This window comes from Microcoleus sp. Pol7_B2, assembly GCF_036701035.1.
Taxonomy (GTDB): domain Bacteria; phylum Cyanobacteriota; class Cyanobacteriia; order Cyanobacteriales; family Microcoleaceae; genus Microcoleus.
In genome coordinates this window covers 66,976-93,943 of record NZ_JAUBQB010000014.1, presented here as the reverse complement: position 1 = coordinate 93,943, position 26,968 = coordinate 66,976, and the positions used below count along the sequence as shown (strand labels likewise).

The 26,968-nt window shown below is 45.2% G+C and carries 23 protein-coding genes and 1 tRNA gene; 8 read left to right on the top strand and 16 right to left on the bottom strand.

Features of this window, described 5'->3' with window-relative positions:
* Window positions 1-506 precede the first annotated feature (506 nt).
* From QUA57_RS08375 to ndhL, 4 genes are all read right to left on the bottom strand, one after another.
* Window positions 507-1,154, bottom strand: coding sequence for a DUF6658 family protein (locus QUA57_RS08375; RefSeq protein ID WP_333040193.1), 648 nt, complete (start codon window positions 1,152-1,154; stop codon window positions 507-509).
* Between the two features lie 498 nt (window positions 1,155-1,652).
* Window positions 1,653-2,450, bottom strand: coding sequence for a tryptophan synthase subunit alpha (trpA, locus tag QUA57_RS08370; RefSeq protein ID WP_333040195.1), 798 nt, complete (start codon window positions 2,448-2,450; stop codon window positions 1,653-1,655).
* A gap of 302 nt (window positions 2,451-2,752) precedes the next feature.
* Window positions 2,753-3,058 carry a DUF3007 family protein gene (locus QUA57_RS08365; protein ID WP_333060266.1) on the bottom strand — a complete coding sequence of 102 codons (306 nt, stop codon included), beginning with the start codon at window positions 3,056-3,058 and terminating at the stop codon, window positions 2,753-2,755.
* Entirely contained in the window at window positions 3,059-3,274 is a 216-nt protein-coding gene (ndhL, locus tag QUA57_RS08360) for an NAD(P)H-quinone oxidoreductase subunit L (RefSeq protein WP_193972727.1), read from the bottom strand. It abuts the gene before it with no gap.
* 198 nt (window positions 3,275-3,472) lie between these two features.
* On the opposite strand from ndhL, the gene QUA57_RS08355 reads away from it, so the two are divergent.
* A tRNA-Leu gene (locus QUA57_RS08355) sits at window positions 3,473-3,557 on the top strand.
* 244 nt (window positions 3,558-3,801) lie between these two features.
* On the opposite strand, the gene QUA57_RS08350 is transcribed toward QUA57_RS08355, so the two are convergent.
* Both QUA57_RS08350 and QUA57_RS08345 read right to left on the bottom strand, forming a co-directional pair.
* Entirely contained in the window at window positions 3,802-5,577 is a 1,776-nt protein-coding gene (locus QUA57_RS08350) for an ATP-binding protein (protein ID WP_333060265.1), read from the bottom strand.
* Between the two features lie 236 nt (window positions 5,578-5,813).
* Window positions 5,814-8,528 (bottom strand): DNA methyltransferase, encoded by a 2,715-nt coding sequence (locus QUA57_RS08345; protein ID WP_333060264.1) that lies wholly within the window; start codon window positions 8,526-8,528, stop codon window positions 5,814-5,816.
* A 290-nt stretch (window positions 8,529-8,818) separates the two neighbouring features.
* Here QUA57_RS08345 and QUA57_RS08340 point away from each other — a divergent pair, with 290 nt between their 5' ends.
* From QUA57_RS08340 to ureC, 5 genes are all read left to right on the top strand, one after another.
* On the top strand, window positions 8,819-9,694 hold the full coding sequence (locus QUA57_RS08340) for an urease accessory protein UreD (protein WP_333060263.1): 876 nt from the start codon (window positions 8,819-8,821) through the stop codon (window positions 9,692-9,694).
* 162 nt (window positions 9,695-9,856) lie between these two features.
* Window positions 9,857-10,159, top strand: coding sequence for an urease subunit gamma (gene ureA, locus QUA57_RS08335; protein WP_015179363.1), 303 nt, complete (start codon window positions 9,857-9,859; stop codon window positions 10,157-10,159).
* Window positions 10,160-10,192: 33 nt separating this feature from the next.
* The gene (locus QUA57_RS08330) at window positions 10,193-10,510 is read left to right on the top strand and encodes an urease subunit beta (protein ID WP_333060262.1); all 318 of its coding nucleotides are present in this window, start codon (window positions 10,193-10,195) and stop codon (window positions 10,508-10,510) included.
* Between the two features lie 331 nt (window positions 10,511-10,841).
* On the top strand, window positions 10,842-11,969 hold the full coding sequence (locus tag QUA57_RS08325) for a glycosyltransferase family 61 protein (RefSeq protein ID WP_333060261.1): 1,128 nt from the start codon (window positions 10,842-10,844) through the stop codon (window positions 11,967-11,969).
* Window positions 11,970-12,146: 177 nt separating this feature from the next.
* Window positions 12,147-13,883, top strand: a complete 1,737-nt coding sequence (gene ureC, locus QUA57_RS08320; protein WP_333060260.1) for an urease subunit alpha — start codon at window positions 12,147-12,149, stop codon at window positions 13,881-13,883.
* Between the two features lie 232 nt (window positions 13,884-14,115).
* Here ureC and QUA57_RS08315 read toward each other — a convergent pair whose 3' ends face one another.
* The 10 genes from QUA57_RS08315 to QUA57_RS08270 all read right to left on the bottom strand — a co-directional run bounded on the left by QUA57_RS08315 (window position 14,116) and on the right by QUA57_RS08270 (window position 23,764).
* The gene (locus QUA57_RS08315) at window positions 14,116-14,745 is read right to left on the bottom strand and encodes a hypothetical protein (RefSeq protein ID WP_333060259.1); all 630 of its coding nucleotides are present in this window, start codon (window positions 14,743-14,745) and stop codon (window positions 14,116-14,118) included.
* A gap of 255 nt (window positions 14,746-15,000) precedes the next feature.
* Window positions 15,001-16,680, bottom strand: coding sequence for a calcium-binding protein (locus tag QUA57_RS08310; RefSeq protein WP_333060258.1), 1,680 nt, complete (start codon window positions 16,678-16,680; stop codon window positions 15,001-15,003).
* A 372-nt stretch (window positions 16,681-17,052) separates the two neighbouring features.
* The gene (crn3, locus tag QUA57_RS08305; RefSeq protein WP_333040230.1) at window positions 17,053-17,385 is read right to left on the bottom strand and encodes a CRISPR-associated ring nuclease Crn3/Csx3; all 333 of its coding nucleotides are present in this window, start codon (window positions 17,383-17,385) and stop codon (window positions 17,053-17,055) included.
* 43 nt (window positions 17,386-17,428) lie between these two features.
* Window positions 17,429-18,358 carry a DUF192 domain-containing protein gene (locus tag QUA57_RS08300; protein WP_333060257.1) on the bottom strand — a complete coding sequence of 310 codons (930 nt, stop codon included), beginning with the start codon at window positions 18,356-18,358 and terminating at the stop codon, window positions 17,429-17,431.
* Window positions 18,359-18,377: 19 nt separating this feature from the next.
* On the bottom strand, window positions 18,378-20,114 hold the full coding sequence (locus tag QUA57_RS08295; RefSeq protein WP_333060256.1) for an NAD+ synthase: 1,737 nt from the start codon (window positions 20,112-20,114) through the stop codon (window positions 18,378-18,380).
* A gap of 87 nt (window positions 20,115-20,201) precedes the next feature.
* Window positions 20,202-20,495, bottom strand: coding sequence for an isochorismate lyase (locus QUA57_RS08290; RefSeq protein ID WP_333060255.1), 294 nt, complete (start codon window positions 20,493-20,495; stop codon window positions 20,202-20,204).
* A 70-nt stretch (window positions 20,496-20,565) separates the two neighbouring features.
* Complete coding sequence (locus QUA57_RS08285; protein WP_333060254.1) at window positions 20,566-21,315, bottom strand: NrtR DNA-binding winged helix domain-containing protein; 750 nt, start codon at window positions 21,313-21,315, stop codon at window positions 20,566-20,568.
* Window positions 21,276-21,875, bottom strand: a complete 600-nt coding sequence (locus tag QUA57_RS08280; protein ID WP_333060253.1) for a nicotinate-nucleotide adenylyltransferase — start codon at window positions 21,873-21,875, stop codon at window positions 21,276-21,278. The genes QUA57_RS08285 and QUA57_RS08280 overlap by 40 nt, the downstream gene beginning before the upstream one ends.
* 118 nt (window positions 21,876-21,993) lie before the next feature.
* On the bottom strand, window positions 21,994-23,397 hold the full coding sequence (locus QUA57_RS08275; protein ID WP_333060252.1) for a nicotinate phosphoribosyltransferase: 1,404 nt from the start codon (window positions 23,395-23,397) through the stop codon (window positions 21,994-21,996).
* A 211-nt stretch (window positions 23,398-23,608) separates the two neighbouring features.
* Entirely contained in the window at window positions 23,609-23,764 is a 156-nt protein-coding gene (locus tag QUA57_RS08270; protein WP_333060251.1) for a hypothetical protein, read from the bottom strand.
* Window positions 23,765-23,898: 134 nt separating this feature from the next.
* Here QUA57_RS08270 and QUA57_RS08265 point away from each other — a divergent pair, with 134 nt between their 5' ends.
* Together QUA57_RS08265 and QUA57_RS08260 are read left to right on the top strand one after the other, a co-directional pair.
* The gene (locus tag QUA57_RS08265; protein WP_333060250.1) at window positions 23,899-24,048 is read left to right on the top strand and encodes an isochorismate synthase; all 150 of its coding nucleotides are present in this window, start codon (window positions 23,899-23,901) and stop codon (window positions 24,046-24,048) included.
* 1,011 nt (window positions 24,049-25,059) lie between these two features.
* Window positions 25,060-26,847, top strand: coding sequence for an NHLP bacteriocin system secretion protein (locus QUA57_RS08260; protein WP_333060249.1), 1,788 nt, complete (start codon window positions 25,060-25,062; stop codon window positions 26,845-26,847).
* Window positions 26,848-26,968 lie beyond the last annotated feature (121 nt).

Here is a 26,968-nt window from a genome sequence, read left to right as displayed (position 1 = left end):
TCCAAATACAATCTATAGAAATTATAAAGAATCCGTCGTGAAAAAAGTGGCATTCCAGTCCCCCCTAGAAAACGACAGGGACGTTGGATTGTGCTGAAACCCCCCTCCACTCTCCTTCCGGCCTAATAGCCCTCCCAGGGGTTAAAACCCAATCAAATATTAATAGGCAGTAGTCTTCACATGACCGAAAGCATCCAGGATACAAGCCCCCGGATTCATTCCTTCGCAGACTCAGAACCCAGAAATAAAAAACGTGTATCCGATGAAAGTTGCCCCCCGAATTTATCCGTGGGGTCAATGCTTCAATTCTTTAATCTAAAATCTAAAATCGATTGATTTTACCTAGATTCCGACAGGGGTTTTAACCCCTGTCGGAATCTAGCTTCCCGAAAAGGAAACAGCGTTATTTGAGATTAGTCGTCTGTCGCTCTTTCAGCCGCTCGTTGAGTTCAGTCAATATCTCGATTCACTTTCTAGGAAATATTGTCTGAGGCATCTTGAGCATTCTATCTTGCATCTCGTGCTGCATCATTGATATTTTCTTGGCCGCCGCTGGTATTATATCTCAGAGACTCAGTACCCTCTGCTGCTCTTTCTTTTGCTCCCTGCGTGGCTTCTTTAACAACATCTTTTGCTCCCTTCAAGCCTTCGCGAGTGTTTTCTTTAAGATTAGAAAAGCCTTGTTTGGTTTTGTCGCCAAAGTTATCAGCTTTGCGCTGGGCGGTGCGAGCATCTTCCTTCACCTTTTCCCCAATTTGGCCTAGTTTCTCAGGTGCGTCATCCGCTACCCGCCGCACATTTTCGCCTACATTGTTGCTAGATTTCGTGTCAATGCGGTGCTGCGCTTGCTCTTTGAGAAGCTCAGCTTTTGCTTCTGTGGTGGTCATCTTTTTGTTTCTGGGATCGACCTCGCTGTAGTCGTTCATCCCGCCTTTGAATTCGGACGTTACAGCCCCTGAAGGCACTTCTTCTCTAATTTTGTCGGCAGTTTTTCCTACCCTCGCATCAGCCTGTCCTGCCATCACATCAGTTTTTCCTGCCGTCACATCAGGGCGGCTACAGGCTGTACTCACTAATACTAAAATGCCAGCCAGAAACACTGTTAAGATTTGTACAGCTCGAATTTTTTTCACAAATGCAGTTAGTCTGTTCATAAAAATGCTCCTTTCTATTGTGAGATCCTCAAATGCCTTGTGGCTTTGTAGATGTCTAGCCGTACCAAATTAGGCACTTAAACACTTTTTAAGTATACGAATAGAAACCGTAGCTTTTCATCTATCCCAAGTTACATTCCTCAAGTTATAGTAGAAGGAAGAAGGAAGAAGGAAGAAGGCTCTTCGGCTTTTCGAGCGGATAGAAATCAGCAATCAGGAAGAAGGAATGGACAATCTTCAATCTTCTACCAATTATTAAAAGTCGCAGCACCCCGCATTGGAGAAGGCAAAGTCGTTTCCATACATAGCTGTTTGGTTCTCCATGCGCGCACTATGTTGAAATATTGTGCGTGTTCGGCTCCAAAAAAAACCTTCTAGTCAGGAACTAGAAGGAAGGTGGTGTATGATCTCAAGTACAACAAGGTCTTTAATCGCAATTGTGGCGGCACATCCCGATCGCACACATCTGTCTAATGGCTGAAAGTATTTGCACACTTACTAAGCATTTTGAATCGCTGTTTTTAAACTCTTGCAGAATTCCCCAATCGCCTCTAAACCCTGTTCTGGAGTTCCTTCAGCCAAGCGTTTGACAAAAGCACTGCCAACAATCGCAGCATCTGCACCCCATTCTTTCACTTGGCGAGCGTGTTCAGGTTGCGATATACCAAACCCGACGCCGATGGGTTTGTCGGTGACGGTGCGGAGTTCTTGCAGCAATTCTTTTGCTCTCGTTTCTAAGCCTTCGCGTACTCCCGTAACCCCCGTCACACTGACTAAGTAAATAAATCCTTGAGACTGACGGGCGATCGCTTCTATGCGACTTTTGGGACTTGTCGGAGCAACTAATAATGTTAGTTCAATCCCTAATTTCTTGGCAGGTTGGATGAGACTGTCGGCTTCTTCTAAGGGCAAGTCGGGTACAACCAATCCCTGAACTCCGGCACTTTTGATTTGCTGCAAGAAGGTTTCTATACCTCGGTACAAAATCGGGTTGTAGTATGTGAAGAGAATGATAGGCGATCGCAAATTCGGACTAACTTTCGCTACCATTTCCAGCACCGCATCTAACGTCGTTCCCCGCTGTAGAGCCCTTGTAGCAGCGGCTTGAATCACCGGCCCGTCAGCTAGCGGGTCAGAATAGGGAACGCCAAGCTCGATCGCATCTGCACCGTTATCATCCAAAATTTGCAGTGCTTTAGCCGTTGTCTCCAAGTCTGGGTCGCCAGCAGTAATAAAAGGAATCAATGCACATTGGTTGCTTTTTCGCAACGTTTCAAAACAATTAGAAATAGTCATTAGTTATTAGTCATCAGTCATTGGTCATTGGTCATCATAAGATGTCCCCTCGATCGAGCGCAATTAAATTTGTTTGTAGTGAGGACTTCATTTCTCATAAAACTCCCTCGGACTGAAGTCCTCACTACAAACCTATCGCGCTTATTTTAGGGAACGTGATATCAATCATCAGTCATTAAATTAGCAGTCAATATTACTATTGATGAGTTGTTATTCCCCAGTCATTAGTTCAGAGTTTATTGCTAATGACTAATCATTAATAACTCACTAATAACTAATGACTGAGGACTAAGGACTATTGACTAATTATCTTTTTCCTGCTCAATTTCGGCTTGAAGTTGGGCTAATTCTTCAGGAGTGAGTGCATCTAGCTGCTTCTGCAAGACAGCTTCTTTGTAGTCTTGCAATTGCTGGCTGTAGGTCATATTTTGAGTCAGTGCTCGAAATAAATAAGTCACCAGCCAGCCAATCAAGCCGGCGACCAAAAACAACTGACTCCAAATCCCTGCATTCATGCTGTCGAGTCCGGCAAGTTGCAGTAGCAAGTAGACAAACCCACCTGCTACAAAAAAGCCGACACTGATTCCAATTACGTCAATACGTCGCATTTAGGCTTCTATCTGCCGCCGTTTGGGCCGAAAATTCAAAAATGGAGCTAGGAGAAACATACCTGGGAAGAAGAAGAACATCAAGAAGTACATGAAGCCGCGCTCAAAAGAGGTAGCGACGTACCAGCGGCTGTTCAGGTAAGCGTAGGTGGCCGCGGGTACTACCAGGAGGTAGGCTCCTGCCAAGACGGCGTAAAGCAGTAAGGTAATATACATAGATTTGCTTTAGGGGAATAATAACACGGGTAAGTCAGTTGACACGCTCCGTTGGCTGGTTAACTATTGTACCGCTTGCGGAGATCCAGCGCGACTTTTGGGAATTTTTTGATTAGGGGTTGCGTAAATTCGGGTTTTGGCTGTAGAATAAAAGGCTGTTGCTGTTAGTGGCTCAAAACCACAGCAGCTTGACCAAAGGGGGGCGTGGCGGAATGGTAGACGCTACGGACTTAAAATCCGTTGACCCGAAACGGTCGTGTGGGTTCAAGTCCCTCCGCCCCCATCCATTTCAATGATTTGTGATTCAACGGTTTCTGATTTCTTGTCACCAAGAGTTCTGTTATCCGTTAAATTTTCGCGCTAATGGTTTTCTACTATGTCCAAAAGCGCCTCTCTCTATATCTGCCAAGTTCGCCCCCGACTTTTTACGTCGGGTCTTCAACTGGTTGAGCAAATCGGCTGGTTTGGGAAATTCTGCGACAGTCGGAAGCGATTTTTTCTGTTCATCCCGATCGCCCCGCGTGATATTACGCAGCAACTGGCAAAGTAATCACAAATTCCGTGCCCTGTCCTATTTGAGAATTTACCTCAATTTTGCCTTGATGCTTGGCAAGGATTTGATAGGAAATAGCCAATCCTAATCCAGTACCTTTGCCGATCGACTTTGTAGTAAAAAATGGGTCAAATATCTGTTGGGTACTGGCGGACGCAATTCCCGGCCCGTTATCCCGAATCTTGACGGTGACAGTATTGTCGGCTGTAATTTCCGTGCTAACCCAAATAGTTGGCGAATAGCCTTTGTCCTCCTTTTTCACCTCCTCCAGCGCATCTATTGCATTGCCGATCACGTTCATAAATACTTGATTGAGTTGGGCCGGATAGCACTCAAGCGCAGGCAACTTGCCGTATTGTTTAATAACTTGAATACCTTGTTTGAGCCGATGATTGAGAATTACGAGGGTGCTATCAATTCCTTCGTGAATGTCGGCTGATTTCATTTTTCCGTCGTCCAATCGCGAAAAATTCCGCATCGATACGACAATTTCGCGAATGCGATCGGCTCCCATTTTCATCGAAGAGAGAGTTTTTGGTAAATCTTCTCTGAGAAATTCGAGTTCAATGTCTTCGATGCGCTCTAGAATGGCATCTGGTGGGTTGGGATAATATTCTTGATAGAGAGTTACCAAACCTGCTAAATCTTCGATGTATTGGTTGGCATAGTCAATGTTGCCGCCGATGAAGTTGACAGGATTGTTGATTTCGTGGGCTATCCCTGCAACCATTTGACCGAGAGATGACATTTTTTCGGTCTGAATTAATTGGGATTGAGTTTGTTTTAGTTCTTGTGTATACTCGCTAACTCGCTGAATCAATTGATTGAAAGAGACAGCTAAAACTCCGATTTCGTCGTCGGTTGTGACTGGTACTTGCAGGTTAAAATTTGATTCGCGAGCAACTTGCTGAGCCACATTAGTGACGGTTTCGAGGGGTTGGGCGATCGCGCGGCTGGTTTTGTCCGCTAGGGTGGCGGCGATGAGTGCTGAAATTAGCATACTCCCGATAATAATTCGGTTTCGCAAACTTCCAGCTTCTTCTAATGCTTGGGTTCCTTGCTGTTTGTGAATTTCTACTGTAGAAATTAGGTCAGTTAAACTTTGAGCAAGGTTATCTAGTACGATCGCCTCTTGGCCGCTGCTAGTCCTCAACATTTGTAGTTGTGCGGACTCAATGCTGTTGGGTGGCAAGTTCCAAACATCCGCTTCTTTTAACTGCAATTTAATTAGCTTACCGTAGTAATCAATGACGAGGGCAGATTTCTTCAATATAGCGTGCAATGCTGCCTCTTCTGTTGCTAGTCTATCCGGATTTTCTCGTGCGAAAGATTCAATTTCTGAAATCAGGATTTTCGCCTGATGGATTTGCCTGAAAAACCGATCTTGTTCGTATTGTAGCGCCAGAGTGTTTCCCAAAACGACTGGCAATCTCGCCGCGTGCGATCGGGCTTCAAATACGGTATTTTGCAAATTTTGCAGCAGTTGCTGCTGCTGCTGGGCAACATTCACCTGAACTAAAGCTTGCTTGCGAAAGTAGTCTCCCAATCTCAGTCCCGCACCAGTTCCCAAAATCGCTATGCCGATAGCTAAAGCATAGCCATAGCTAATTTTTTGGCCGATCCGCAAATGGTTGCATTCTGCCTTTAGCCCAGTTTGATTAATAGTTGAAGTCGGTAACAAATGTTTTTGAGCATAGTGCTTTTGCTCTACCTTGCTATTTTTGGACTGGCTGTGGGTAAATAATAACATGGGAAGTTCCTCCCAAACAAATCAGGAGTAATTGAGCGAAGAAAAGCAGAATGCACTTATGCTGAAGGCGGAAAGCTGTTTTGACTGTTTAATTTTAAATTTGGAAATCTTTAACTCAAAACTTAACTCTTCCCCTATTATCTCTGTTTTTATACTAGAGTGTGTGTGATCTCTATCAACACTCTATGTGATTATACGCAAATTTACAAAACTTATGATTACAACGATTAGCATTTTTAGTCAGTTGAGACACAAGGCCCAACTACCGGTTCTCCCCGTTTTTCTTTTTCGGCCAGTTCTAGGTTTAATTCCAGCACTTTTGCTAAAATATCGTCGCTGTCAGTAAATCCGTAAGCTTGCATTACTTCGCGATCGAGCTTAGCATGAAGTTTATAAAGTTGACTTGTTGGCTCATTAAAAAATTTATTGTAAAGTTGAGTAATTCCCCACTGCTTTGCGGACATTTGTTGAGTGCGGTATTGATGCAATTCGACCGCCGTTACCCGAATTTGCTCTACTAATTGCTTCGCTGCTGTCTGGGGAAATGGGAAAGTTTCAAAGCAGGTATTGTGGGTGTAAGCTGTTCTGTCCTCAAGTGTAGATTTTTGAGAGTTCATCCAAATTCTGTGAATCTTAGATAAAAGAATGCCCAGAATATAAAAGTCTTCTGAGGCAACAACTACTGATTTGTCTCCCGGCAGCCAACTAACGGGAGCGGGAATGAAGACAGCCCACTTTGAGACTCTCGGTACGGTAAAGTAGTGAGATAAAGGTGCGATCGCCTTTCTCATTTCTGAACGCAATCGCAAAAAATTCCACCAATAAATTCGGGATCGTGCATCTCGATTATTATCCCGTTCAGGCTTGACATGAGCTTTCACATACTCAAAAGGCAGCACATATTCACTCGCTTCTTCAATGTTCATATCATTGAAGTCAATAATCCAGCGTTCCGGCATACCGTTAGGATTCTTTGCTAGATTTGCACCCATTGAAAAAAGTTTAAGAACCTCTTGATTTTTAGCATCTTCTTTAATCCAATCATTAACCTGCTGTTGACTAACAATAAATCCCATTCCCACTGGAATTACACCTTGAAAGCATGTGTTTAAATTCGCTGACAACCTAGCAGCTTGAGAAACATCAATCGTAGCTTGCAGCGAAGAGTTGATACTAGAAACCGCGAGATTATCTAAATAGTAAACTTTCGGCTTTTCCTTGCTCCAGTTAATCAAGCTGACATGAACCTTAGCTTGCCCAGACCAAGGCTGAGTAGAAACGGCTGCATAAATGTGACCGCCATTTTGCGCGACATAATCTAAAGCAGCAGCACGACTTTTACCTTGACTAATTGAATTAGTAGCAACTAAACCAGCCCTGCCATTTAGTTCTAAATTGTTGTGAGCTATGCGAAACCAATAAGCACAAAAATCAACCGAATCTTTCACATCAGGAAAGCGTTTAAACACGCGGTCAACATATTCATCTCCCAGGGCAATCCTCATGTGCTTGCCACCTAAAAACGGAGGATTGCCGATAATCGCGTCAGCCTTCACCCAATCAGTAAATAAAGCATCAGCACAGACAATATTTTTATCCAAAGTATCTAAAGGCAGAGAAGGTTCTTTCAATCCCAAATTATCGATCGCCACCTTGCGACCAATCATCAGCGTCACCCGCGCCAACTCCACCGCAAACGAATTAATATCCATGCCGTAAAATTGCTGCGGCGTGACTAAATTCATATAACCTCTTGTACCGTCGCACTCGTTTAGCTTATCTAAAAGTAACTTTTCAACTTGCTTAAGTTCCTGATAAGCTACATACAGAAAATTACCCGAACCGCAAGCCGGATCTAGGACGCGATAGCGACCTAATTCTTGATGCAAATTTTGCAGTTTTGCTACCGTATTTGCAGCGTTAATTCGCTCTTCCCAGTAATAGCTAATTGTGGGCAAAACAATGCGGCGAATGTCTCCCTCTGTAGTAAAGTGAATCCCGTAGGCGCGGCGCTGTTTTTTATCTGTTTTCAAAGCCGATTCAAAGATATTGCCAAAAATAGAAGGGCGTACCTGACTCCAATTTTGTTCGGCACAAACTTCTAATATTTTCAACTCACCCTGTTGCAGTTCAATGGGGTGTATTTCCGAAAATAATCCGCCGTTGAAATACTCGACTCCTTCATAACGTCCTCCGGGCGTGACTCCCTGCTGATTCATTGCTTGAAATAAGCCACCCAAGACATCGTAAGAACTTGCTCCTTCCAGACAATCTTTGACGCAGCGAGTAAAGAGTGCAGGCGGCAATAATCTCCTATCTTCGGCAAACATTGCTAAGACGCACTGCAACACAAATCGCTGTGCTTGAAACTGATTAAATTTAGCAAATTTGCGCTCTTGGCCACGTTCAATTAACATTTCTAGCAGCATCCCCATTCTGCTAGCAGCTTTTTCGGTAATCTCGACTTGGTTGTTTTTGAATATGGGGCGGCGGCTGGTAGATTCCATGAAGGCAAAAGCGGGCGATCGCGCGGGCAATTGCTTTAGGGATATAATGTCTACAGGCTGATCCGGCTGAAGGTCGAAATCGTAAATGTGAAACTCGTCAAAGTTGCACATCATCACGTAGCGCGGGCGATCGTCTTTTTTTAGGCGAATATAATAGCGTTCTGTTTGGGTGCGGTGTTCTCTTTTAGTCAAATCTTCACCGCGCTTTTTCATTTCAATCAAAACGTGCTTTTTCCACACCAAATCAGCAAATCCAAGTTGACCTTTTTTGCTGCTTTTTTCTATGCGTTCCTCATAGGTTGCGCCTGCTTCTAATGCCCCCTCGTGGCCGAAAGCCCGAAAGAAGCGGTCTAAAAATACCTGTGCTTGTCCTTTTTCATCGCCTGTAATGTGTTGTTGGCAGTAGGTAACAAATTTTTGGAGGCTTTCAGGGGTTGCTGGCATGGGAGGATTATTTAAAACGCATATTAATTAGTATAATCTGCTATCTTGTATTATTGTTATCTTTGGTCATAGGCCGCCAGGGAATGAATTCCCTGTCTAATAGCTAAAGTCCTCTGAAGAGGACTGAAAAGAATATGTTATTTTTTTCAACAAAATTTGATACTATTTATTTAGTCCTCTTTGAGAGGACTTGAGCTGTGAGCCAGGGAATTAATTCCCTGGCGGAATGTTGGGTAGCGGGTAGTAATACTATATTGTTAATAATCTTTATTATTAAATCCTAAAAATCTGTGATTCAAAACTCGACTGAAATACCTACAAATAACATTCAAACTGGATGGCACGGCCACCTGGATTTAGTCTACGCTAACTGCAGCGGTGCAACTCAAATCATTCACAGTCAAATGCAAGCGCCCCTCAAGGTGCAGCGCCCGTTTTATCCTGAAGGGAAAGAGATTTGTCACAGCGTCATCTTGCACACGGCTGGCGGAGTTGTCGGGGGCGATCGACTTTCCAGCCATTTTAACCTCCAACCCAACGCCCAAGCCTTGATTACCACGGCCGCCGCTGGTAAAATCTATCGCAGCAGCGGACTAGAATCACAACAAAATATTGACATTCAGCTAGATACTGGTGCTAATTTAGAATGGCTGCCACAGGAAACAATAGTTTTTGACGGCGCAAAATATCGGCAAAATTTGCGGGTAGAATTAGCACCAACAGCAAGGATTTTACTGTGGGAAATTACCAGATTTGGACGCAGTGCTAGGGGCGAAAAGTTCTTGTCTGGAGAATGGATCTCGCACACCGAAGTCTGGCAACAAAACAGCCCTATATGGATTGACAGACAATTGCTCAAAGGTGGAGAAAAAATGCTCGAAAGTCCTCACGGCCTCGCAGGAAAACCCGTAGTCGCCACCCTCGCTTGGGTAGGCGAACCCGTAACCACAGAACTCGTGGAAAAACTGCGAGATTTGCCATCTGAGGCAACAATTTATCCTGGTAATTCCACCGTCGGCGTGACTCGTATTCCTAACGGTTTGCTGTGCCGATATCGTGGTTCATCCACAACCGCAGCTAGAGACTGGTTTGTCAACATTTGGCAGTTGCTGCGCTTGTCTTTTTCGCAACGCCCTTGCTGTTTGCCCAGAGTTTGGATAAAATAGGATGATCTTTGAGTTTCAATGTATAGTTGCCCTCCTAACTAGATTATTCATCTCTCTCTTCTCTTCCTCTGCGCCCTCGGCGCCCTTTGCGGTTTAATCATTCAGAAACAACCGTAAACGATATCATAATCAAATAATGCGCTCGCACTTACAAGAATAAAAATGCAACTCACCCCCCAAGAAAAAGACAAGCTGCTGATTTTCACCGCTGCCCTGGTAGCAGAGCGCCGGAAACAAAGAGGTTTAAAATTAAACTACCCAGAAGCACTAGCTTACATTTCCGCCGCCATTTTAGAAGGAGCAAGAGATGGCCTCACCGTCGCCGATTTAATGAGTTATGGAACAACTCTCCTGACGCGGGAAGATGTGATGGAAGGGATACCAGAAATGGTGCATGAAGTTCAGGTTGAGGCGACTTTTCCCGATGGAACTAAACTCGTTACAGTACACGATCCGATCCGTTAAAAAATTAACCACAGAGACTCATAGGAGGAAAGAATGATACCAGGAGAAATGATTGTTTCAGCAGGCGAAATAGAATTAAATGCCGAGCGCCCAACGGTGCGGTTGCTTGTAGGAAATAAAGGCGATCGGCCAATTCAAATTGGTTCACACTATCACTTTTATGAGGCCAACGAAGCCTTAGAATTTAATCGAGAACAAGCAAAAGGAATGCGGTTGGATATCCCCGCAGGTACAGCAGTCAGGTTTGAACCGGGAGATGAAAGGGAAGTTCAATTAGTGCCGTTTGTTGGTAGTCGTCAAGTCTACGGCTTTAATGGAAAAGTGAACGGTCATCTGGATGCTGAAGTATGAAGCCAGAAGGTAGTTCACAATTGTTTAGTTTTGAATTTGACACTTTTTAACTTAAAAGTCCCAGCAGTTAAAAAAAAAATGCAACTGTAGGGAATTTCCACACTATGATAGTGATCGGTCATCCCCAATCCCCCATCGAAAATGGTATCAATTCCAGCCCTACGCCTGGAGAGTTCTCAAGTAATTTCAAAACAGTTTCTCTGCCTTCTGTATAAGTCCCTTCTGCCTTTCTTTTGTTAGTTAAATTTCATACTTTTGAGCGAGTTAAAATCTGCCGTTTGGGTTATACCGTAGTTGTTAAAATTGCAAAGATATACAGCAAAAGTGCGTGATGAACCCAAAATTAGTTGACCAGATAAAACAGGCTTTGAAGCAGAGCTTGCTTGCAACATCAAGGCGTGTCTGGAGAACCCCGTTAGATCGGCGCACCAGCATCAAATTGTTAGATGACAGCATCGTTTATAAAAAGCAGCATGAACCCATCAATATACCCGCATTAACCTCGGTAAATAAAGTGCCTTCTCGGTTTTTTGCCACGGAAAAAACCGTGTCTTTTGACCCAGATTATGTTTGGAAGATTTCCCTGAATGAAAAAATAAATTCTCTAACTATTTGTACGTCTGGCAACACGCTTTTGAATAACAAGTTGCTTTTAGACTTGGATTTTCGGATTAGCGGTGCGGGCATTCTGGAATGGCCTTACAAACCTAACCAAATTACCTATCCGCTGGTAGTTGCTCCTTGGTCGCATTTGTGGTGCAGTTATTATGATTATGTGATTTTTGTGCTGGCTAAACTTTGTCGAATTGAGGAGGCTTTAGGTAAGGAAATTTGGCAAGAAGCCAAAATTTGTTATCCTTTACGACATACAGATTTTGAGTTGGGCTTTATGACCAAACTCGGTATTCCTGAAAGTTCACTAATCGACACTAGGGCTAGAGATACGGGATATCATGCAGAAAGTCTGGTGGTGGGAAACAATCAAGACTGGTATTTTCCGAGTCCTTACGATATAGAGCTTTTGCGGAAAAAATTCTGTCTTAAAGAAAAAGTAAAGCCTTATAGAAAACTTTATCTGTCGAGAAGCGGCCGGCGCAAGGTTAAAAATGAAGTACAAGTGCGAGAGGTTTTGAAAGAATTTGATTTTGAAATTTTGGAAGATATCTCGCGCACTGTTGATGAACAAATTCGTCTGTTTGCAGAAGCGGCGGTGGTTGTCGGCCCTCACGGGGCTGGTTTTACAAATTTGCTGTGGTGTCAGCCGGGAACGAAAGTATTGGAATTCTTTTATGGAGGGTACACTCCGCCATATTTCTATTACATTTGTCAACTATTGGGAATAGAATACTCGCGTATGGTTGATGATAACAATGTAGCGGAAGATTGGAGTTTCATTGGCATGGATATGACGGTAGATGTGGAGATTGTGAAAAGGGAAATCCAGAAAATGCTGGAGTAAAGTTGCCCCTTCATAGCATTGGCGATTTTCGAGGGGCAGAATTGAGGACGATCGGGGTTTTAAACCTTGCCTAATCTGGTATTTTTTTTACTGTTGCAGATTGAGGAAGTCGGCACATACTATAATTCAAGTGGGTCTCAACTGCTAACTAAAAATTTATTAATATTAGGAGCAAGCATGAGTTACAGAATGGATCGCCGCGCCTACGCGGAAACCTTCGGGCCGACTGTGGGCGATCGCGTCCGGTTAGCCGATACAAAATTATTCATAGAAGTTGAAAAAGACTTCACAACCTACGGGGATGAAGTTAAATTTGGCGGTGGTAAAGTCATTCGCGACGGCATGGGACAGTCGCCTATTTCTAATGCAGACGGCGCTGTTGACACGGTGATTACTAATGCTTTAATATTAGACTGGTGGGGAATTGTTAAAGCAGATGTCGGCATTAAAGACGGCAAAATTGACAAAATTGGTAAAGCCGGAAATCCTTATATTCAAGATAGGGTAGATATTATTATCGGGCCTGGTACTGAAGTAATTGCGGGCGAAGGAATGATTCTCACTGCTGGGGGAATTGACACTCACATTCACTTTATTTGTCCGCAACAGATAGAAGTGGCGATCGCCTCTGGGATCACGACAATGATCGGCGGTGGCACAGGCCCTGCAACGGGTACAAACGCCACTACTTGCACTCCCGGGCCTTGGCATATGTACCGAATGCTGCAAGCTGCTGACGCTTTCCCCGTAAATCTAGGGTTTTTAGGTAAAGGAAATAGCAGTCAACCCCAAGGATTAATTGAACAAATCTTTGCCGGTGCAATGGGTTTGAAACTCCACGAAGATTGGGGAACTACACCAGCAACTATTGACACTTGTTTGAGTGTCGCTGAGGAGTACGACGTGCAAGTTGCAATTCACACGGATACTCTGAATGAAGCGGGATTTGTGGAAGCTACAATTGCGGCTTTTAAAAATCGAGCTATTCACACCTACCATACCGAAGGTGCGGGCGGCGGACACGCACCGGATATTATTAAAGTGTGCGGCCAAGCTAATGTTTTGCCTTCGTCAACTAACCCGACTCGCCCTTACACTGTCAATACTTTAGAAGAACATTTAGATATGTTGATGGTTTGCCACCATTTGGATCGAGGCATTCCGGAAGATGTGGCTTTTGCTGAATCGAGAATTAGAAGGGAAACTATTGCTGCTGAGGATATTCTCCACGATTTAGGTGCGTTTAGTATGATTTCTTCTGATTCTCAGGCGATGGGAAGAGTGGGAGAGGTGATTATTCGGACTTGGCAAACGGCACATAAAATGAAGGTTCAAAGGGGGATTTTACCCCCCCTAACCCCCCCTAACCAAGGGGGGGAAACAGAGGAAATTAACGATAATTTAAGGGTGAAGCGGTACATTGCGAAATATACAATTAATCCGGCAATTACTCACGGAATTAGTCAGTATGTCGGTTCGGTGGAAGAGGGTAAATTGGCGGATTTGTGTTTGTGGCGGTCGGCTTTTTTTGGCGTGAAACCGGAACTGGTAATTAAAGGAGGGGCGATCGCCTACGGGCAGATGGGAGATGCTAACGCCAGCATTCCGACGCCGCAACCGGTGCATATGCGGCCGATGTTTGGCAGTTTTGGCGGGGCGATTGGGGCGACTTGTCTGACGTTCGTTTCCCAAGCTGCGCGCGATCGAGATATTGCCGCACAGCTCGGTTTGCAAAAGCCCGCTGTAGCAGTTTCCGGGACCCGACAAATTAGCAAAAGAGACATGAAACTCAACGATTATTTGCCACAAATGGAAGTCGATCCAGAAACTTATGAAGTCAGGGCGGATGGGGAATTGTTAACTTGCGAACCCGCAACAGTTTTGCCAATGGCGCAGCGATACTTTTTGTTTTAACTGATATTTTGCACCATTTTCAGCAACAGGCAAGATGCCTGTTCCACAAAATATAAATTTTATTGTGGAACAGGCATCTTGCCTGTTCATAAAAGGCTAATTGAAAATGGTGCAATATCTCAGTTTTTACCGATTATACAATCATGTAGTCGCGGGTTTTACCAACAATATTGACCAAAAACGGACCATCTCAAAAACCCGCCCCCACCCAACGGCAAATCTTCATCTTACTTCATTCGGGATGTGATGTCTTGTTAGAAAAATTGAGCGATCGCACTATCAAACCCTGACACAAAAACCAAAAATAAAGTGCAATATTAATTCCGCTCAACAGCTTCGGTATTCCCTCCAGCAAGCTCGAAACAATCTCGTTTTTTAAAGGCAGCGCTTCTGCAAAAAAGGCAACAAATAACAAACCAACGCCACTCAGCAGTAAAGCATAGGGAGTAGAGCGAATTTGTCTCCGAAAAGCTAATCCGTAGGCAATTGCCAGCACGGCGTAAAATATGACAATTGTCACTTTCGGGAAACCCGCACGTCCAAGATGAACATGGGTGCGAAAAACTTCATTGAACAGAAAGCAACCTGCAAACAGTGCCGAATATAAAATAAATCGATTTTCTGGGCGTTCTGGTTGAATAATTCTCAGCAATCCAAAGGTAAAAGCGCACACCATTACCGATAAATAAAATAACATTTGAAACGCCAAAAAAAAGAAACCTGCACCCGGATACGTGGCAGAGCAAGGCGGCAAAAATAACCCTTTTACTGAAGAACCGAACAAACTCAGACACGCCGTCACTAGCCCCACTAGCACTAAAGTTAAACTATTGAACAACAATACAGTTCTGTAATTTGCCATAATTAATAACTAAAAGCCAACAACAGTATATTGCGCGTCAAACCATTTTTTGCTAGGGCTTGTGCACGGGGGTTCAGAAACCGGGTTTTTTACGAAAATACTGCGTTGTGACCCGCAGATTCGGTAAAAAACCCGGTTTCTCTGTCGGAGTGCGTAAGTCGCGATCGCGTTCTTTGAGTAAAGGTGAAATATTCGGTAAAAGGACAAAGCACCGTGCTGTGTTTCTACACTAGGCAATTGAGAATCTGCAGATATCTAAACAGAGAGGAAATCTTCAGGGCCGATGAGGTTCGGAGCAACGCCTATCAAAGAAGCTAAAACTTCACCGCTGCTGGCTACTCTAATTAATGTGCCGTCCGTTCCAGGGGAAATTGATAGCTGTCCGAAAGTCAAGCCATTGATTAATTGAATGGTATCTTGAGAGTTTGCGAAATCAGAGATGGTATCAACTCCCAATCCCCCACCTAAAACAAATACATCGTTGCCCACGCCACCGACTAGAATATCGTTGCCCAAACCGCCGTTGAGGGTGTCAAAACCTTTGCCCCCAGACAGGTTATCGCTGCCGTCGCCACCATTGATGATATCGTTGCCCCGCAAACCAGTCAGAACGTCATCGCCTGCCAAACCGTTGATGGTGTCGTTGCCGGGAGTGCCAGTGAGCACGTCGTTGCCTGGAGTGCCGTTGATGAGGTTTGCAGAGTTATTGTTGCCGGTGTCATAAACAAAGATGTCGGTGGTATTGTTGGTATCCCCCGGCACGAGGTTGGATGCACCAGATGCAAACGCCACAAACCGCCCGTCGGCTGATATTAAGGGCCCAAATAACGCGTCGTCATGCTGCCCCCGATCGCCTGCTGAATCTACAGAGACGCGGGTGATAGTATTGGTTGACAAGTCCCGCACGAAGATGTCCTGTTTATTGTTAGTGTCTCCCGGCACGAGGTTGGAGGAACGAGAAGTAAACGCCACAAACCGCCCGTCGGCGGAGATGGAGGGGTTGAAGGAGTTTTCGTCCCCCTGAATGCCTGCTGAGTTTACAGAGACGCGGGTGGTAGTATTAGTTGACAAGTCCCGCACGAAGATTTTAGCTTGGTTAAAAAAATTGTTAGTGTCTCCCGGCACGAGGTTGGATGCCTGAGATTCAAACGCCACAAACCGCCCGTCGGCTGAGATGGAGGGACTGGAGGAGTCGCTGTTCCCCGGATTGCCTGCTGAGTCTACAGAGACGCGGGTGGTGGTATTGGTTAACAAGTCCCGCACGAAGATGTCGTTGCGATTGTTCGTCTCTCCCAATCGGTTGGAGGCAAAAGAAGTAAACGCCACAAACCGCCCGTCGGCTGAGATGGAGGGGGTGAGGGAGTCGCTGTTACCCTGATTGCCTGCTGAGTCTACAGAGGCGCGGGTGGTGGTATTGGTTGACAAGTCCCGCACGAAGATGTCGAAACGATTGTTCGTGTCTCCCGGCACTAGGTTGGAGGCATAAGATTGAAACGCCACAAACCGCCCGTCGGCTGAGATGGCGGAATTGTTGGAGTCGCTGTTCCCCTGAATGCCTGCTGAGTCTACAGAGACGCGGGTGGTGGTATTGGTTAACAAGTCCCGCACGAAGATGTCGCTGGTATTGTTAGTATCCTCCGGCACTAGGTTGGAAAAAGATGCAAACGCCACAAACCGCCCGTCGGCTGAGATTGAGGGATTGAAGGAGTCGTTGTTTCCCTGAATGCCTGCTGAATCTACAGAGATGCGGGTGGTAGTATTGGTTGACAAGTCCCGCACGAAGATGTCGTTTTTATTGTTGGTGTCTCCCGGCACGAGGTTGGATGCCTGAGATTGAAACGCCACAAACCGCCCGTTGGCTGAGATGGAGTAAGCGTTGGAGAAGCCGTTCGCCTGATTGCCTGCTGAGTCAACAGAGACGCGAGTAATGGTCATAAGTCCTCACACTAAAATTGCAAATTTGCTAAATTTACGAGTGTTTTGTCGATCGCCCGAAGCTTCTGACAAAACAGATTCGCGCGCTTGTAGGGCGATCGACTAATGTTTCTGAATACACTTCTCCAAAAATTATATTATTGTGGCACAGGCATCCTGCCTGTTCAAGACTTGCATTTCTAGAGTGGCATTCATAGCTGGATATTCTGGTGCACAATAGTTCGGACCCTTCACTCAACACGCTCTAATTTAATCGCGACTCTCCTGGATTTGTGGTGGAAACAGTAGTTAGCGTGTCGCTAACCCAGGTAAAATGCCCCCACCAAAGCAAGTTTTATTTTTATTTATTATCACCTCAAACTCAGGAGAGTTTTAATCGCTCGGTAAACTCAATTTTAATACCTGTCCAACTGATACCTCGTGCTTGTGCGTCGCTACTACCACGGCACCTTCTAATCGCGGATCGTAACATCCAACCCAAGCCGCAGGATGACATTCGTGTACTAAATACCCGTAAAGCCAAATTGCTCCTCTACCTTCAATGACAATTCCTTGGCTCAATTGAACGTCTTGAGGAAGTTTCAAACCTTGTAAATCATTTGGTGTGATGATACCGTCTTGAGTTGTAATTCGCAAGCGCAAATGTTGATAAGCTAAACCGTCTTGAGTTTGATGGGGAATTATTTTTAATTCAATAGGATTCATTGGATGCACAAATGTTTAAGGCTGCGATAAAATCATATACCTTTTAGGGTAAATTGGGAATCCGATCGCCCACTTTCAATCCCAATTGTGCCGCTCTTCCCCCTCTGAGTTCAATAACTCCGTCAACGGGAACATCCGGGCCGTAGTTAGGGCAGATTTCGGTCAAACACGGCGGTACGTTAGGAATTATCGCCTGCACTACGCCTTCCCGCAGAAAAACCATATCCAGCTCAATCAACACGTTTTTCATCCAAAAACGCACGTTTCGCGCGGGTTCTATCGGGAAAAACATTCCCCTGTCATCCGGTAATTCTGTCCGAAACATTAAACCTGTGGCTTGCTCTTGGGGAGTTTGCGCCACTTCCAGTCCGATCGCGCGATCGGCTATAATCGTGTTAACCGAAATTGGCAAAAGCTGACCCCTATCTAGTTGGCCAAACAGCGAAATAAAGTTGGATTCAGTCAGATTAGAATTTCCCGAAACAACTCCTAAATATTTCCCAGAATTTTTATCTTTCATAATAGTTTGGTTGTCGGAAACAGAAAGCTCTAAATCGCTAAACTTCATGCCTTCTGTCAAGACAATTTTATCATTGCCGTTGCCAAAATCAGTAATTATATCGGCTTCAGTAATAGTAGATGGGGCGGCGGCTTTTTCCATTACAAATAAATCCTCCCCCGCGCCTCCTGTCAAGATATCCCCGCCTTCGCCGCCTATTAGCAAATCGTTAGCCCGATCGCCAAATATCCAATCGGAGTCTTGTCCTCCATAGATTGTATCGCTTCCCTGACCGCCAGACAGCGTATCAGCGCCTTCATTTCCTGCTAGCAAATCATTTTCCCGATCGCCAAAAATTCGGTCGTTTCCCCCCAAACCTTGAACAGTATCATTACCCGCAAATCCTCTAATCGTATCGTTGCTGAGAGATCCCAGGAGGAAATCGAAGCCGAAACTACCGTCGATGTTAACCATTTTGCGTTTAATGATGCCTTTAATAGAATGAAGATTTGGCGATCGGCATCCGCCAACCGGTACCAAAAGCTCGATCGCTAATTTTCAACCCCGGGGCTGCTTGCCGCCGTTTAAACTCCGCTTGCCTCACTAATTTTACTACACGTTTAACCACCGCTTCATCGTGTCCTGCAGCGACAATTTGTTGGGCAGATTCGTGATTTTCTATTAACCGCTGCAAGATGTCATCCAAAATATCGTAATCCGGCAAAGAATCTTGGTCAATTTGTCCCGGTTTCAGTTCAGCACTCGGCGCTTTAGTAATAATATTAACCGGAATAATTTCCTTTAGCAGGGGCTGGCCTGGGGGCACCGCCCCTACATATCCGCCAGAATTCAGCCACCTACAAAGCGAATACACGCGAGTTTTCGGCACATCGGAAATCACCGCCAATCCCCCATTCATATCGCCGTAGAGAGTGCAGTAACCCACCGCCATTTCCGACTTATTGCCCGTCGAAAGCAGCAAATGTCCGAACTTATTGGAAATTGCCATCAACAGATTGCCTCGAATCCGCGATTGAATATTTTCCTCAGCAATCCCGAAAGTTGTATTGACAAACAAATTGGCGAGAGTGCGATCGTAAGTTTTCATCAAATCGCCGATCGGCAATAGTTCGATCGCGATGCCCAGATTGCGGGCTAATTCCAAAGCATCATTAACCGAATGATCCGAACTGTAAGGAGAAGGCATCAGCACCCCTAGAACATTTTCCGGCCCGATCGCGCAACTGGCGATCGCCGCCACCAAAGCCGAATCTATCCCCCCACTCAAACCGAGTACAACCTTAGAAAAACCGCACTTGCGGACATAATCTCGTACTCCCAAAACCAAAGCCGCCCAAATTTCTGCATCTCCTTCTGCCGGATGAAAACTCAACGGCGCAGCCTCACTTCCTGCTGCGCTTTGCTGATTGCTGCCAACTAAATCGTGTTTAGCGGCGTCATATTCCAGCACCGCAAAATCTTTTTCAAAAGAAGCTAATACCTGAATCAAATCACCCTTTCGATTCACAGCAAAACTGCTGCCGTCAAAAATAATATCGTCATTTCCCCCTACCTGATTAGCGTAAATAATCGGTATCGCGCAGCGGATGACGCTGTGCTGCAACATCGCCGATCGCACTCCCCGCTTCCCTGCAGAATAAGGCGATGCCGACAAATTCAGCACTAAATCTACACCCAATTTTGCCAAATCGGAAACAGGATCGCCCGCGTAACTGCGTTTACCCCAAAACTCCTCATTGTTCCACAAATCTTCACAAATTGTCACGCCAATTTTGACTTCGCCAATAGAAAAGTAATTGCTGTTTTCTCCAGGTTCAAAATATCTATCTTCATCAAATACATCATAAGTAGGCAACAAGCGTTTATGAAAAACTTGTTTAACGGCGCCATTTTGCAACAAAACAGCGCTATTAAACAATGATTTTCCGCCGAGTTTAACAGCCTTAGCATTAGGTAAGGCTGTGCCTACTATAACTGCCAACTTTCGTGGCAAAGCTTGCGCCAGTTGCTGCAACTGTGCACCTGCATCTGCAATGAAACTCGGATTAATTAACAAATCGCGCGGCGGATAACCGATTAGGGAAAGTTCCGGTGTTAGCAATAAGTTTGCGCCCTCAACCTCAGCTTTTTTCGCAGCCTCCAGAATTAGGTTGGAGTTGCCCAAGATATCACCAATAGTAGGATTGAGTTGTGCGATCGCAATTTTCATATCACCAAATCACTTAATAAATATTGCTAACAATCCGCCCGCGCGGACTCACTTTCCTATAGTCCTAGATTTGAATGTAGCGAAAACTTACTCAGATTTGTAATGTTTTAACTCTTCCTCAATATAATAATTGACCAAATCCCGGTAAATATTTTCCACCACATCAGGATTCAAACCCGATTCTTTAGCCCACTCGCGCCGCTGCTGTAACATAGCCTGAAAGCGATCCGACGATCGAACGCTAGCTTCACTCGTTTTGAACCTTGCAGCCGCGATGACGTATTGAAATCTCTTGCTCAAAGCCTCGATCACTTCTCGATCGATGATATCAATTTCCTCCCGAACTTCGTGAATATTAGCGCATTCATCAGGGTCTTTCATAGTCTGCACTCCTTAATAGCTTCTATTCTAATGTTACTAAATTGCTCCGCGAATGTCATCCAAGGAACAGCTAGATAAACACGAGTGGCTTATTTTTGAAAGGAGCAAAAGCGGCCGCATCAAAGCGGTACAAACTAGCAGGGCGGCCAGCCCCCCGCGAAACCTTAACACCGGTATCGCACAAAAAACCCAATTTTAACAATCGAGATCTAAAATTAGAATAATCCGAAAAACTTTCCCCCAAAATAGTTGTATAAAGCTGATACAAATCGCTCAAAGTAAAAAGTTCCGGCAAAACTTCAAAAGCTACCGGACTGTATTCAAGTTTGTTACGCAGTCGCCGGTATCCGTATTCGAGAATTTGATTGTGATCGAAGGCCAGCTTAGGAACTTGTTGCACGGGATACCAAGCAATGCCGCCGACGCGGTGGCCCACACCCGCCACTACACTCCCAGCAATTAACTCAGCTTCCTCAAAGCGAACCAAAGCAAAATAACTCACCGAAAGATAACGATCGCCCCTGGTAATTTCCCGAGGATCGCGCCCCGGTTCTCCGAAAGTATACAATTGCTCCAGATACAAATTTTTTACCCGAATTTTCTCAGACAAAATCCGGTAAGCCGCATTTTCAAGAGACTCTCCGTCCCGCACCAAAGTACCAGGAAGACTCCAAGAATCGATAAACGGTTCGTCTTGCCGCATTACCAACAGCACCAACAAGCGGTTCTGCACGGCATCGACGGAGAAAATCACATTATCTACTCCTACTTTAAAGTCAGCTAATGAGCAACCTTCGCCCTTTTTCGTGCCTCGTGCCATGCGTACAAATGCTCCCTATTGATGTAATCTTCGATGGTCGGAGTCAGGGCTTGAGTGTCTCCTGTTTCCCGATAGAAGGTAGAAGAAACATTGGGAGCATTCAAAGATGCGATCGCCACGTCTGCACCCATGCGCCTCAACTGCCACAAATCTAATTGTTCTGACGGATAACCCGGTCGCGGTACTATCAGCAACTCCACTTGTTTTAACAATTGTTCAAATTTGTACCAGCGAGACAGTTGCCCCACCAAGTCCGAACCTATTACCAGCGTCAAATCTGCATCCGGCCACAGCAATCTTGCTTGTTCCACAGTTTCTAGCGTCCTCGGACTGCTGAGTTCTGGATGCAAGCAAAGATTGTGTCTGGGCGAATTAATTTCTTGAATCATTAACAGCAGCATTGCCGATCGGTGTTCTAGAGAAGTTTGGTGCGACTTAAAAGGATTGTCCGACGCCCAAACTGCTACCCAATCAAAATGTTGGGAAAGCCAACTCAGAATTGTTTTGTGTCCTGCTGTGGGTGGATCGGCACTGGTTCCAAAAAGAGCAATCTTCTGCATAGGGAATCGGTAATGGGGAATTGTTGACTGTTGACTGTTGACTGTTGACTGTTGACTGTTGACTGTTGACTACTGACTACTAACTACTGACTACTGACTACTGACTACTGACTAATGACTACTGACTCTTTTTCGTTTTTTGGGTGAGACTCTGCAAATCAGTAGAAATTTCCACCGGCGGCGAAATCGGGTTGTCAAGTTGGCGAGTTTCGGGTCGAAGACTGGCGACAGAAGCAGCAGTGCGTTTGGCGATCTCCTCCAAACTTTCCTGGTTCTGCACTCGTTTGCCATCCTTGACAACCAACTCCATTAATGGTAAGTAAGAATCGCAATTGTGAATAGTTTCTCCCGACAATCCCAAATAATCTCCGAGAATTTGCCCATTTTCAATATGTCTAAAAATTTGCTTTCTTCCTGGATATGTTACCTTGCCGCTTGCCTCTTTCATCACCGGAATTCCGTCAATTTCCACCAACTTATAAACACCGTTGACAGGGGAACCGCTGACCAACTTCGTTCCCAAACCGTAACCGTCAATGCAAGCGCCGCTACTTTTTAATTTCGCAATTTCTCGATCGTCCAAATCGCCACTAGCAAAAATTGGAACGCCCGGAAGGATCGATCGAACTTCCCGAGACAGCACCGCCAAATCGCCCGAATCCAGCCGCACGCCTTCCAACTGCATTTCACCGCTGTTTACTCGATCGGTCAACATCCGCGCCGCCGCCACAGTATCGTAAGTATCGATCAGCAGCGGTGCCCCCGGAAAACAGCGGTGAAAAGCTGCAAACGCCTGATTTTCGCTACCTTCGACGGCCGCCACAGCCATTACCAAAGCATGAGCCATAGTACCGACAGGCTTGCGGCCCAACTTCAAAGCAGCCAAAACATTAGAAGTTCCATCGAACCCCGCAGCCAGAGCCGCCCTAGCCGCCCACACAGCAGCTTGAGGCCCAAAAGCCCTGCGCGTCCCGAATTCCAGCAACTTAGCCTCCGGGCCCGCCACATCCCGCAGCCGCGCTGCCCGCGTCGCAATCAAAGTTTGATAATTTATGGCATTCAATAAATAAGTTTCCACTAACTGAGCTTGCCACAGAGGAGCCTCAATTCGCAGCAGAGGCTCGTTGGCAAACACCGCCGTCCCCTCCGGCACCGCCCAAACATCGCCAGTAAAGCGGGCTGTGGCGAGTAAAGTCCAAAATCGCTCCGGGGCGCCGGCAAAAATCCCAGTGGACTGCAAAGCCTGAATTTGCGCCGACGAAAACCGAAATTTTTCCAAATAATCGAGAACTTGGGCCAAACCCATCGCGATCGCGTAGCCAAAACCCTCTGGCAGCCTGCGCGCGAATAATTCAAAACTCGCGGCCCGCCCGTCGAGCCCTTCCCCGACATAACAAGCGGCCATGGTTAGCTGGTAGAGATCGGTCAAAAGGCTGTAATCTGCTGAAGAAACCGTTAGTTCCTGGTCTTCTAAGATTTCTTCAAAACCTGTGAGCTGCAGGCTTTCTGTGGTAGTTTTCATAAGAAAAACCCCGGACAAACTTCTTTTTTTTAATTATAGTGACAAACACCATATCTTTTTGTAAATATTTGATGAAGATTGCAGATATTTGTCGGAAAAATTCGCTGATAATGCCCTTTAATAGCGGATTTCGGTTGAGTTGTACATTAATTTTATGGTAAAATCAATATAAATACTGAATTTAACAAACTCAGGAATTAACCACAAACACTCAAGCGTTGCGGGTTTTTTGCGAAAATATTTCCTGGCAGCCTTTGAATAGAGTTAGACAACGCGGTTTCTGAGCGTCGCGAGGGCGATCGCGAGTGCTTGAGTTGAGCAAGGAAAAATCTACCAGCAAAAGGTCGATCGTCCAACAATGCGTCATTCCTAAAAGCTTCAGCTTGCTTCAATGTTGCAGACCAATAAGTAATTCAAATAAATATTGCTAAAGTCATCCATAGCCCAAAAATCCGAGTAATCTAATAAGTATCAGAACCCAGATTAAGAGAGGCAGATTCTATGAATCTTTCTAAATCTTTGGCAAACGCAATGCGTTACGTTTCGGAAGCAGCGGTGCGGATTTTTAGCCCCAGCGATGACAACTATCCAAATAGTGGAGTTCAACCTTTTGAAGGTAAGCTCTCCAAAAATTCTAAATCCAGACAATGAGCAGCCATTCAGGCATTTTCTAGCGAGCTCGGCACAGGCATTCAGTTTAACAGTCAACAGTTAACAATTAACGGTTGACTGTTAGCTTTTGACTTGTGAATTTGACTGTTAATAGTAATTGTAGGTGGGGTTTCTCTTCCTTCTACCCCACCTACAATTACCAACCACCAATTACACTGAACTTCCCCAACTGACAACAAGCATATTCAGTGTAGTAAGCTTTTGAAATAAAGATTTTTGCCCCCAGTTTACTGCGTATAAATTAGAGAAACACCAAGCAAAAATACAACCTTTTGTTGCACTAGGGTGGGTTCAGTAATCTTATCAAAAATCAAACTATATAGCAATCCTTGCAGGAACCGTAAATGTTTTACGCCACCCCAAACCTCCTCGAACTCGCGGGGAGGGAGTAAGAAATTCACAAATGATTTAAAATTGCTATGTAGCTGAACAAAAAGAATTAGCTTTAGACTCAGTTGAGTATTTTGCTGAACCCCACAATCTGGATTTAGGAATAGTCCAGCGATCGCAAAAACCTAAAAATCGGCTAATTGTTTCCCCTTTTTCTGCTACTGGGCGAAGTCCTGAACAGCTTTTCTTCTAACCTCCTTGAACAAATCGCACCACATTTTAAGTTGCTACTTCGATACCTTAGAGTAATTCTACTCATTGACAAAAGTGTTTTTAACTTAACTGGTGGCCAATGTGTAGACACTGGCTGCGGGCGATACCTAGCCAAAAGTTCGGGTCATTCCCCCGTCGGAAGATCGGCTGCAAGCTGGTCTTTTTGTTAGCTGAAAACTCTACTGTTAGTTAGGTATTACGAGGGTTAATTGTCGTAAAGTGATTTTACAGGCAAGCTGCAAACAGGAGTGAGAAGATTCAAGTAATTGCACAAAAGCTTTGAACGTTTGTTGGGAAATTGTTTGTGCCTCAATTGACTTGCAAGGAATTTCCCCTTCAAATACACCCCTGCTGACAGCGCGATCGCACTCTCGAAAGGAATAGCTGATGCAGGTAAAACAAAACAAACTTTTCACTACCGAAGCGATCGATCGCTTATCTTCACCGGAACGTCTCGACGAAATGATGCAGGTGGTTAGTCCTCGATCGTGGCTGCCACTAACTGCAATTGGCTGTTTAGTTGCGGCTGCGGGCGTTTGGAGTGCGATCGGGCGAATTCCGCTGACTGTTTCCGGTCAAGGCGTGTTGCTTCAGCCCCGCCGCGTCGTGCAATTTCAAGCTGCTAGTTCCGGTCAATTGGTAAAGCTAAATATCAAGCCGGGAGATGTTGTTAAACGGGGTCAAGAAATCGGCAGAATTAATAAACTCGACCTCAAGCAGCAGCTAGAACAAGAAAAAGCCAAATTATCCCAACTGCAAGGTCAAAAGCAAGATACTAATAAGCTGCAAAAACAGCAGATGGCGCTGGAATTAAAAACCCTCGAACAGCAGCAAAAAGACCTTCAAGAAAGCTTGAATAGGGAGTCAGTTGCGCCGATATTGCACCAGCAAAGTATGGCGGCATTAGAGCAAAAACGCCAAAGTTTGGAAGAAAGTTTGCGCCGAGAACAAATTGCCCCGATACTGCGGCAGCAAACTCTGACAGCATTAGCAGAAAAACGCCAAAGTTTGGAAGAAAGTTTGCGGCGAGAACAAGTTGCGCCGATATTGCGGCAGCAAACTCTGGCCGCGATCGCCAAAAAACGCGACAGTCTTTTGCAGCGAAAACAGCACATCACTTCTTTGGTAGAAACATTACAGCAGCGGTTTGAAACTCGCCGCGTTCTTTACGAACAAGAGAGGGCGATCGGCGAGGATGTAATGCTGCAAGCGAGACAGGAATTTGCGGACTCTCAGATGCAACTGGCGGATATTGAAACGCAGTTAAAGGAACTCGACGTTCAGAAAACGAATAGCGATCGCGAATTCCTGCAAAATCTCAATAAAATTGACGACCTCAAAAACACTCGGCAGCAACTCAAGGTTGAAGCTACCAATACCGAACGAGAGTACCTGCAAAATCTCAACCGCCTTAACGAAATTCAAAACAACCTCCAAGAACTTAAAGTTCAGAAAAGTAACGCCGAACGAGATTACCTGCAAAACCTCAACAAAATTGACGAAATCAAAACTAAGATTAAAGACATAGAAACCCAAGCGGTCAAACTAGCTCAACAAGATTTAGAGAAGTCGATCGCCCAAACAAATCAAATTCAGGAAGTTAAACGCAAGATTGCCCACTTACAGAATCAGTTGACCGCCGACAGCAAAATTACCAGCCAATATGACGGGCGCGTTTTAGAAGTTAGCGCCGTTGCAGGTCAAATGCTGAACATCGGTACAAGAATCGGGACAGTTGAATCTGAGAATTCTAGCGAAAAAATGGTCAGTCTTGTCTATTTTGCTGACAGAGACGGCAAGCAAATTAAACCGGGAATGACCGTACAAGTTACCCCTAGCGTCGTCAAGCGAGAACGCTACGGCGGCATTGTCGGCAAAGTAACCCAAGTTTCTCCTTTTCCGGTTACTAATCAAGATATGTCGGCAATTATCGGCAATGAAAATTTGGCTGACAGCATCGCAAAAAGCATCGCTAGCGGCGGTGCTCCCGTGCAAATCTTTGTGGAATTGCAACAAGATCCGAACACTATCAGCGGTTACAAATGGTCTTCATCGAACGGGCCTCCTCTCAAGATTTCCCCCGGTACTACGGCGCTAGTTCGGGTTCAAATCGGGCAGTTAGCGCCGATTTCTTACGTGATTCCTATTTTTCGGTCTTTGACTGGGGTTTACTAACCCTTATTGTCAGTTTTTTTCGTCCCCAGGGAGAGATAATTGTTGACAACAAATACGTTACACCGACCGTTTGTCTTGTTTATATCGAAGTCTATATCCCCCCTAACCCCCCTTAAGAAGG

Excerpts from the sequence above, each read along its gene's own strand:
- QUA57_RS08375 (WP_333040193.1), bottom strand. The coding sequence starts at position 1,154 with ATGAACAGACTAACTGCATTTGTGAAAAAAATTCGAGCTGTACAAATC.
- trpA (WP_333040195.1), bottom strand. The coding sequence starts at position 2,450 with ATGACTATTTCTAATTGTTTTGAAACGTTGCGAAAAAGCAACCAATGT.
- QUA57_RS08365 (WP_333060266.1), bottom strand. The coding sequence starts at position 3,058 with ATGCGACGTATTGACGTAATTGGAATCAGTGTCGGCTTTTTTGTAGCA.
- ndhL (WP_193972727.1), bottom strand. The coding sequence starts at position 3,274 with ATGTATATTACCTTACTGCTTTACGCCGTCTTGGCAGGAGCCTACCTC.
- QUA57_RS08350 (WP_333060265.1), bottom strand. The coding sequence starts at position 5,577 with ATGTTATTATTTACCCACAGCCAGTCCAAAAATAGCAAGGTAGAGCAA.
- QUA57_RS08345 (WP_333060264.1), bottom strand. The coding sequence starts at position 8,528 with ATGCCAGCAACCCCTGAAAGCCTCCAAAAATTTGTTACCTACTGCCAA.
- ureA (WP_015179363.1), top strand. The coding sequence starts at position 9,857 with ATGCAACTCACCCCCCAAGAAAAAGACAAGCTGCTGATTTTCACCGCT.
- QUA57_RS08330 (WP_333060262.1), top strand. The coding sequence starts at position 10,193 with ATGATACCAGGAGAAATGATTGTTTCAGCAGGCGAAATAGAATTAAAT.
- QUA57_RS08325 (WP_333060261.1), top strand. The coding sequence starts at position 10,842 with ATGAACCCAAAATTAGTTGACCAGATAAAACAGGCTTTGAAGCAGAGC.
- ureC (WP_333060260.1), top strand. The coding sequence starts at position 12,147 with ATGAGTTACAGAATGGATCGCCGCGCCTACGCGGAAACCTTCGGGCCG.
- QUA57_RS08315 (WP_333060259.1), bottom strand. The coding sequence starts at position 14,745 with ATGGCAAATTACAGAACTGTATTGTTGTTCAATAGTTTAACTTTAGTG.
- QUA57_RS08310 (WP_333060258.1), bottom strand. The coding sequence starts at position 16,680 with ATGACCATTACTCGCGTCTCTGTTGACTCAGCAGGCAATCAGGCGAAC.
- crn3 (WP_333040230.1), bottom strand. The coding sequence starts at position 17,385 with ATGAATCCTATTGAATTAAAAATAATTCCCCATCAAACTCAAGACGGT.
- QUA57_RS08300 (WP_333060257.1), bottom strand. The coding sequence starts at position 18,358 with ATGGTTAACATCGACGGTAGTTTCGGCTTCGATTTCCTCCTGGGATCT.
- QUA57_RS08295 (WP_333060256.1), bottom strand. The coding sequence starts at position 20,114 with ATGAAAATTGCGATCGCACAACTCAATCCTACTATTGGTGATATCTTG.
- QUA57_RS08290 (WP_333060255.1), bottom strand. The coding sequence starts at position 20,495 with ATGAAAGACCCTGATGAATGCGCTAATATTCACGAAGTTCGGGAGGAA.
- QUA57_RS08285 (WP_333060254.1), bottom strand. The coding sequence starts at position 21,315 with ATGGCACGAGGCACGAAAAAGGGCGAAGGTTGCTCATTAGCTGACTTT.
- QUA57_RS08280 (WP_333060253.1), bottom strand. The coding sequence starts at position 21,875 with ATGCAGAAGATTGCTCTTTTTGGAACCAGTGCCGATCCACCCACAGCA.
- QUA57_RS08275 (WP_333060252.1), bottom strand. The coding sequence starts at position 23,397 with ATGAAAACTACCACAGAAAGCCTGCAGCTCACAGGTTTTGAAGAAATC.
- QUA57_RS08270 (WP_333060251.1), bottom strand. The coding sequence starts at position 23,764 with ATGACGCATTGTTGGACGATCGACCTTTTGCTGGTAGATTTTTCCTTG.
- QUA57_RS08265 (WP_333060250.1), top strand. The coding sequence starts at position 23,899 with ATGAATCTTTCTAAATCTTTGGCAAACGCAATGCGTTACGTTTCGGAA.
- QUA57_RS08260 (WP_333060249.1), top strand. The coding sequence starts at position 25,060 with ATGCAGGTAAAACAAAACAAACTTTTCACTACCGAAGCGATCGATCGC.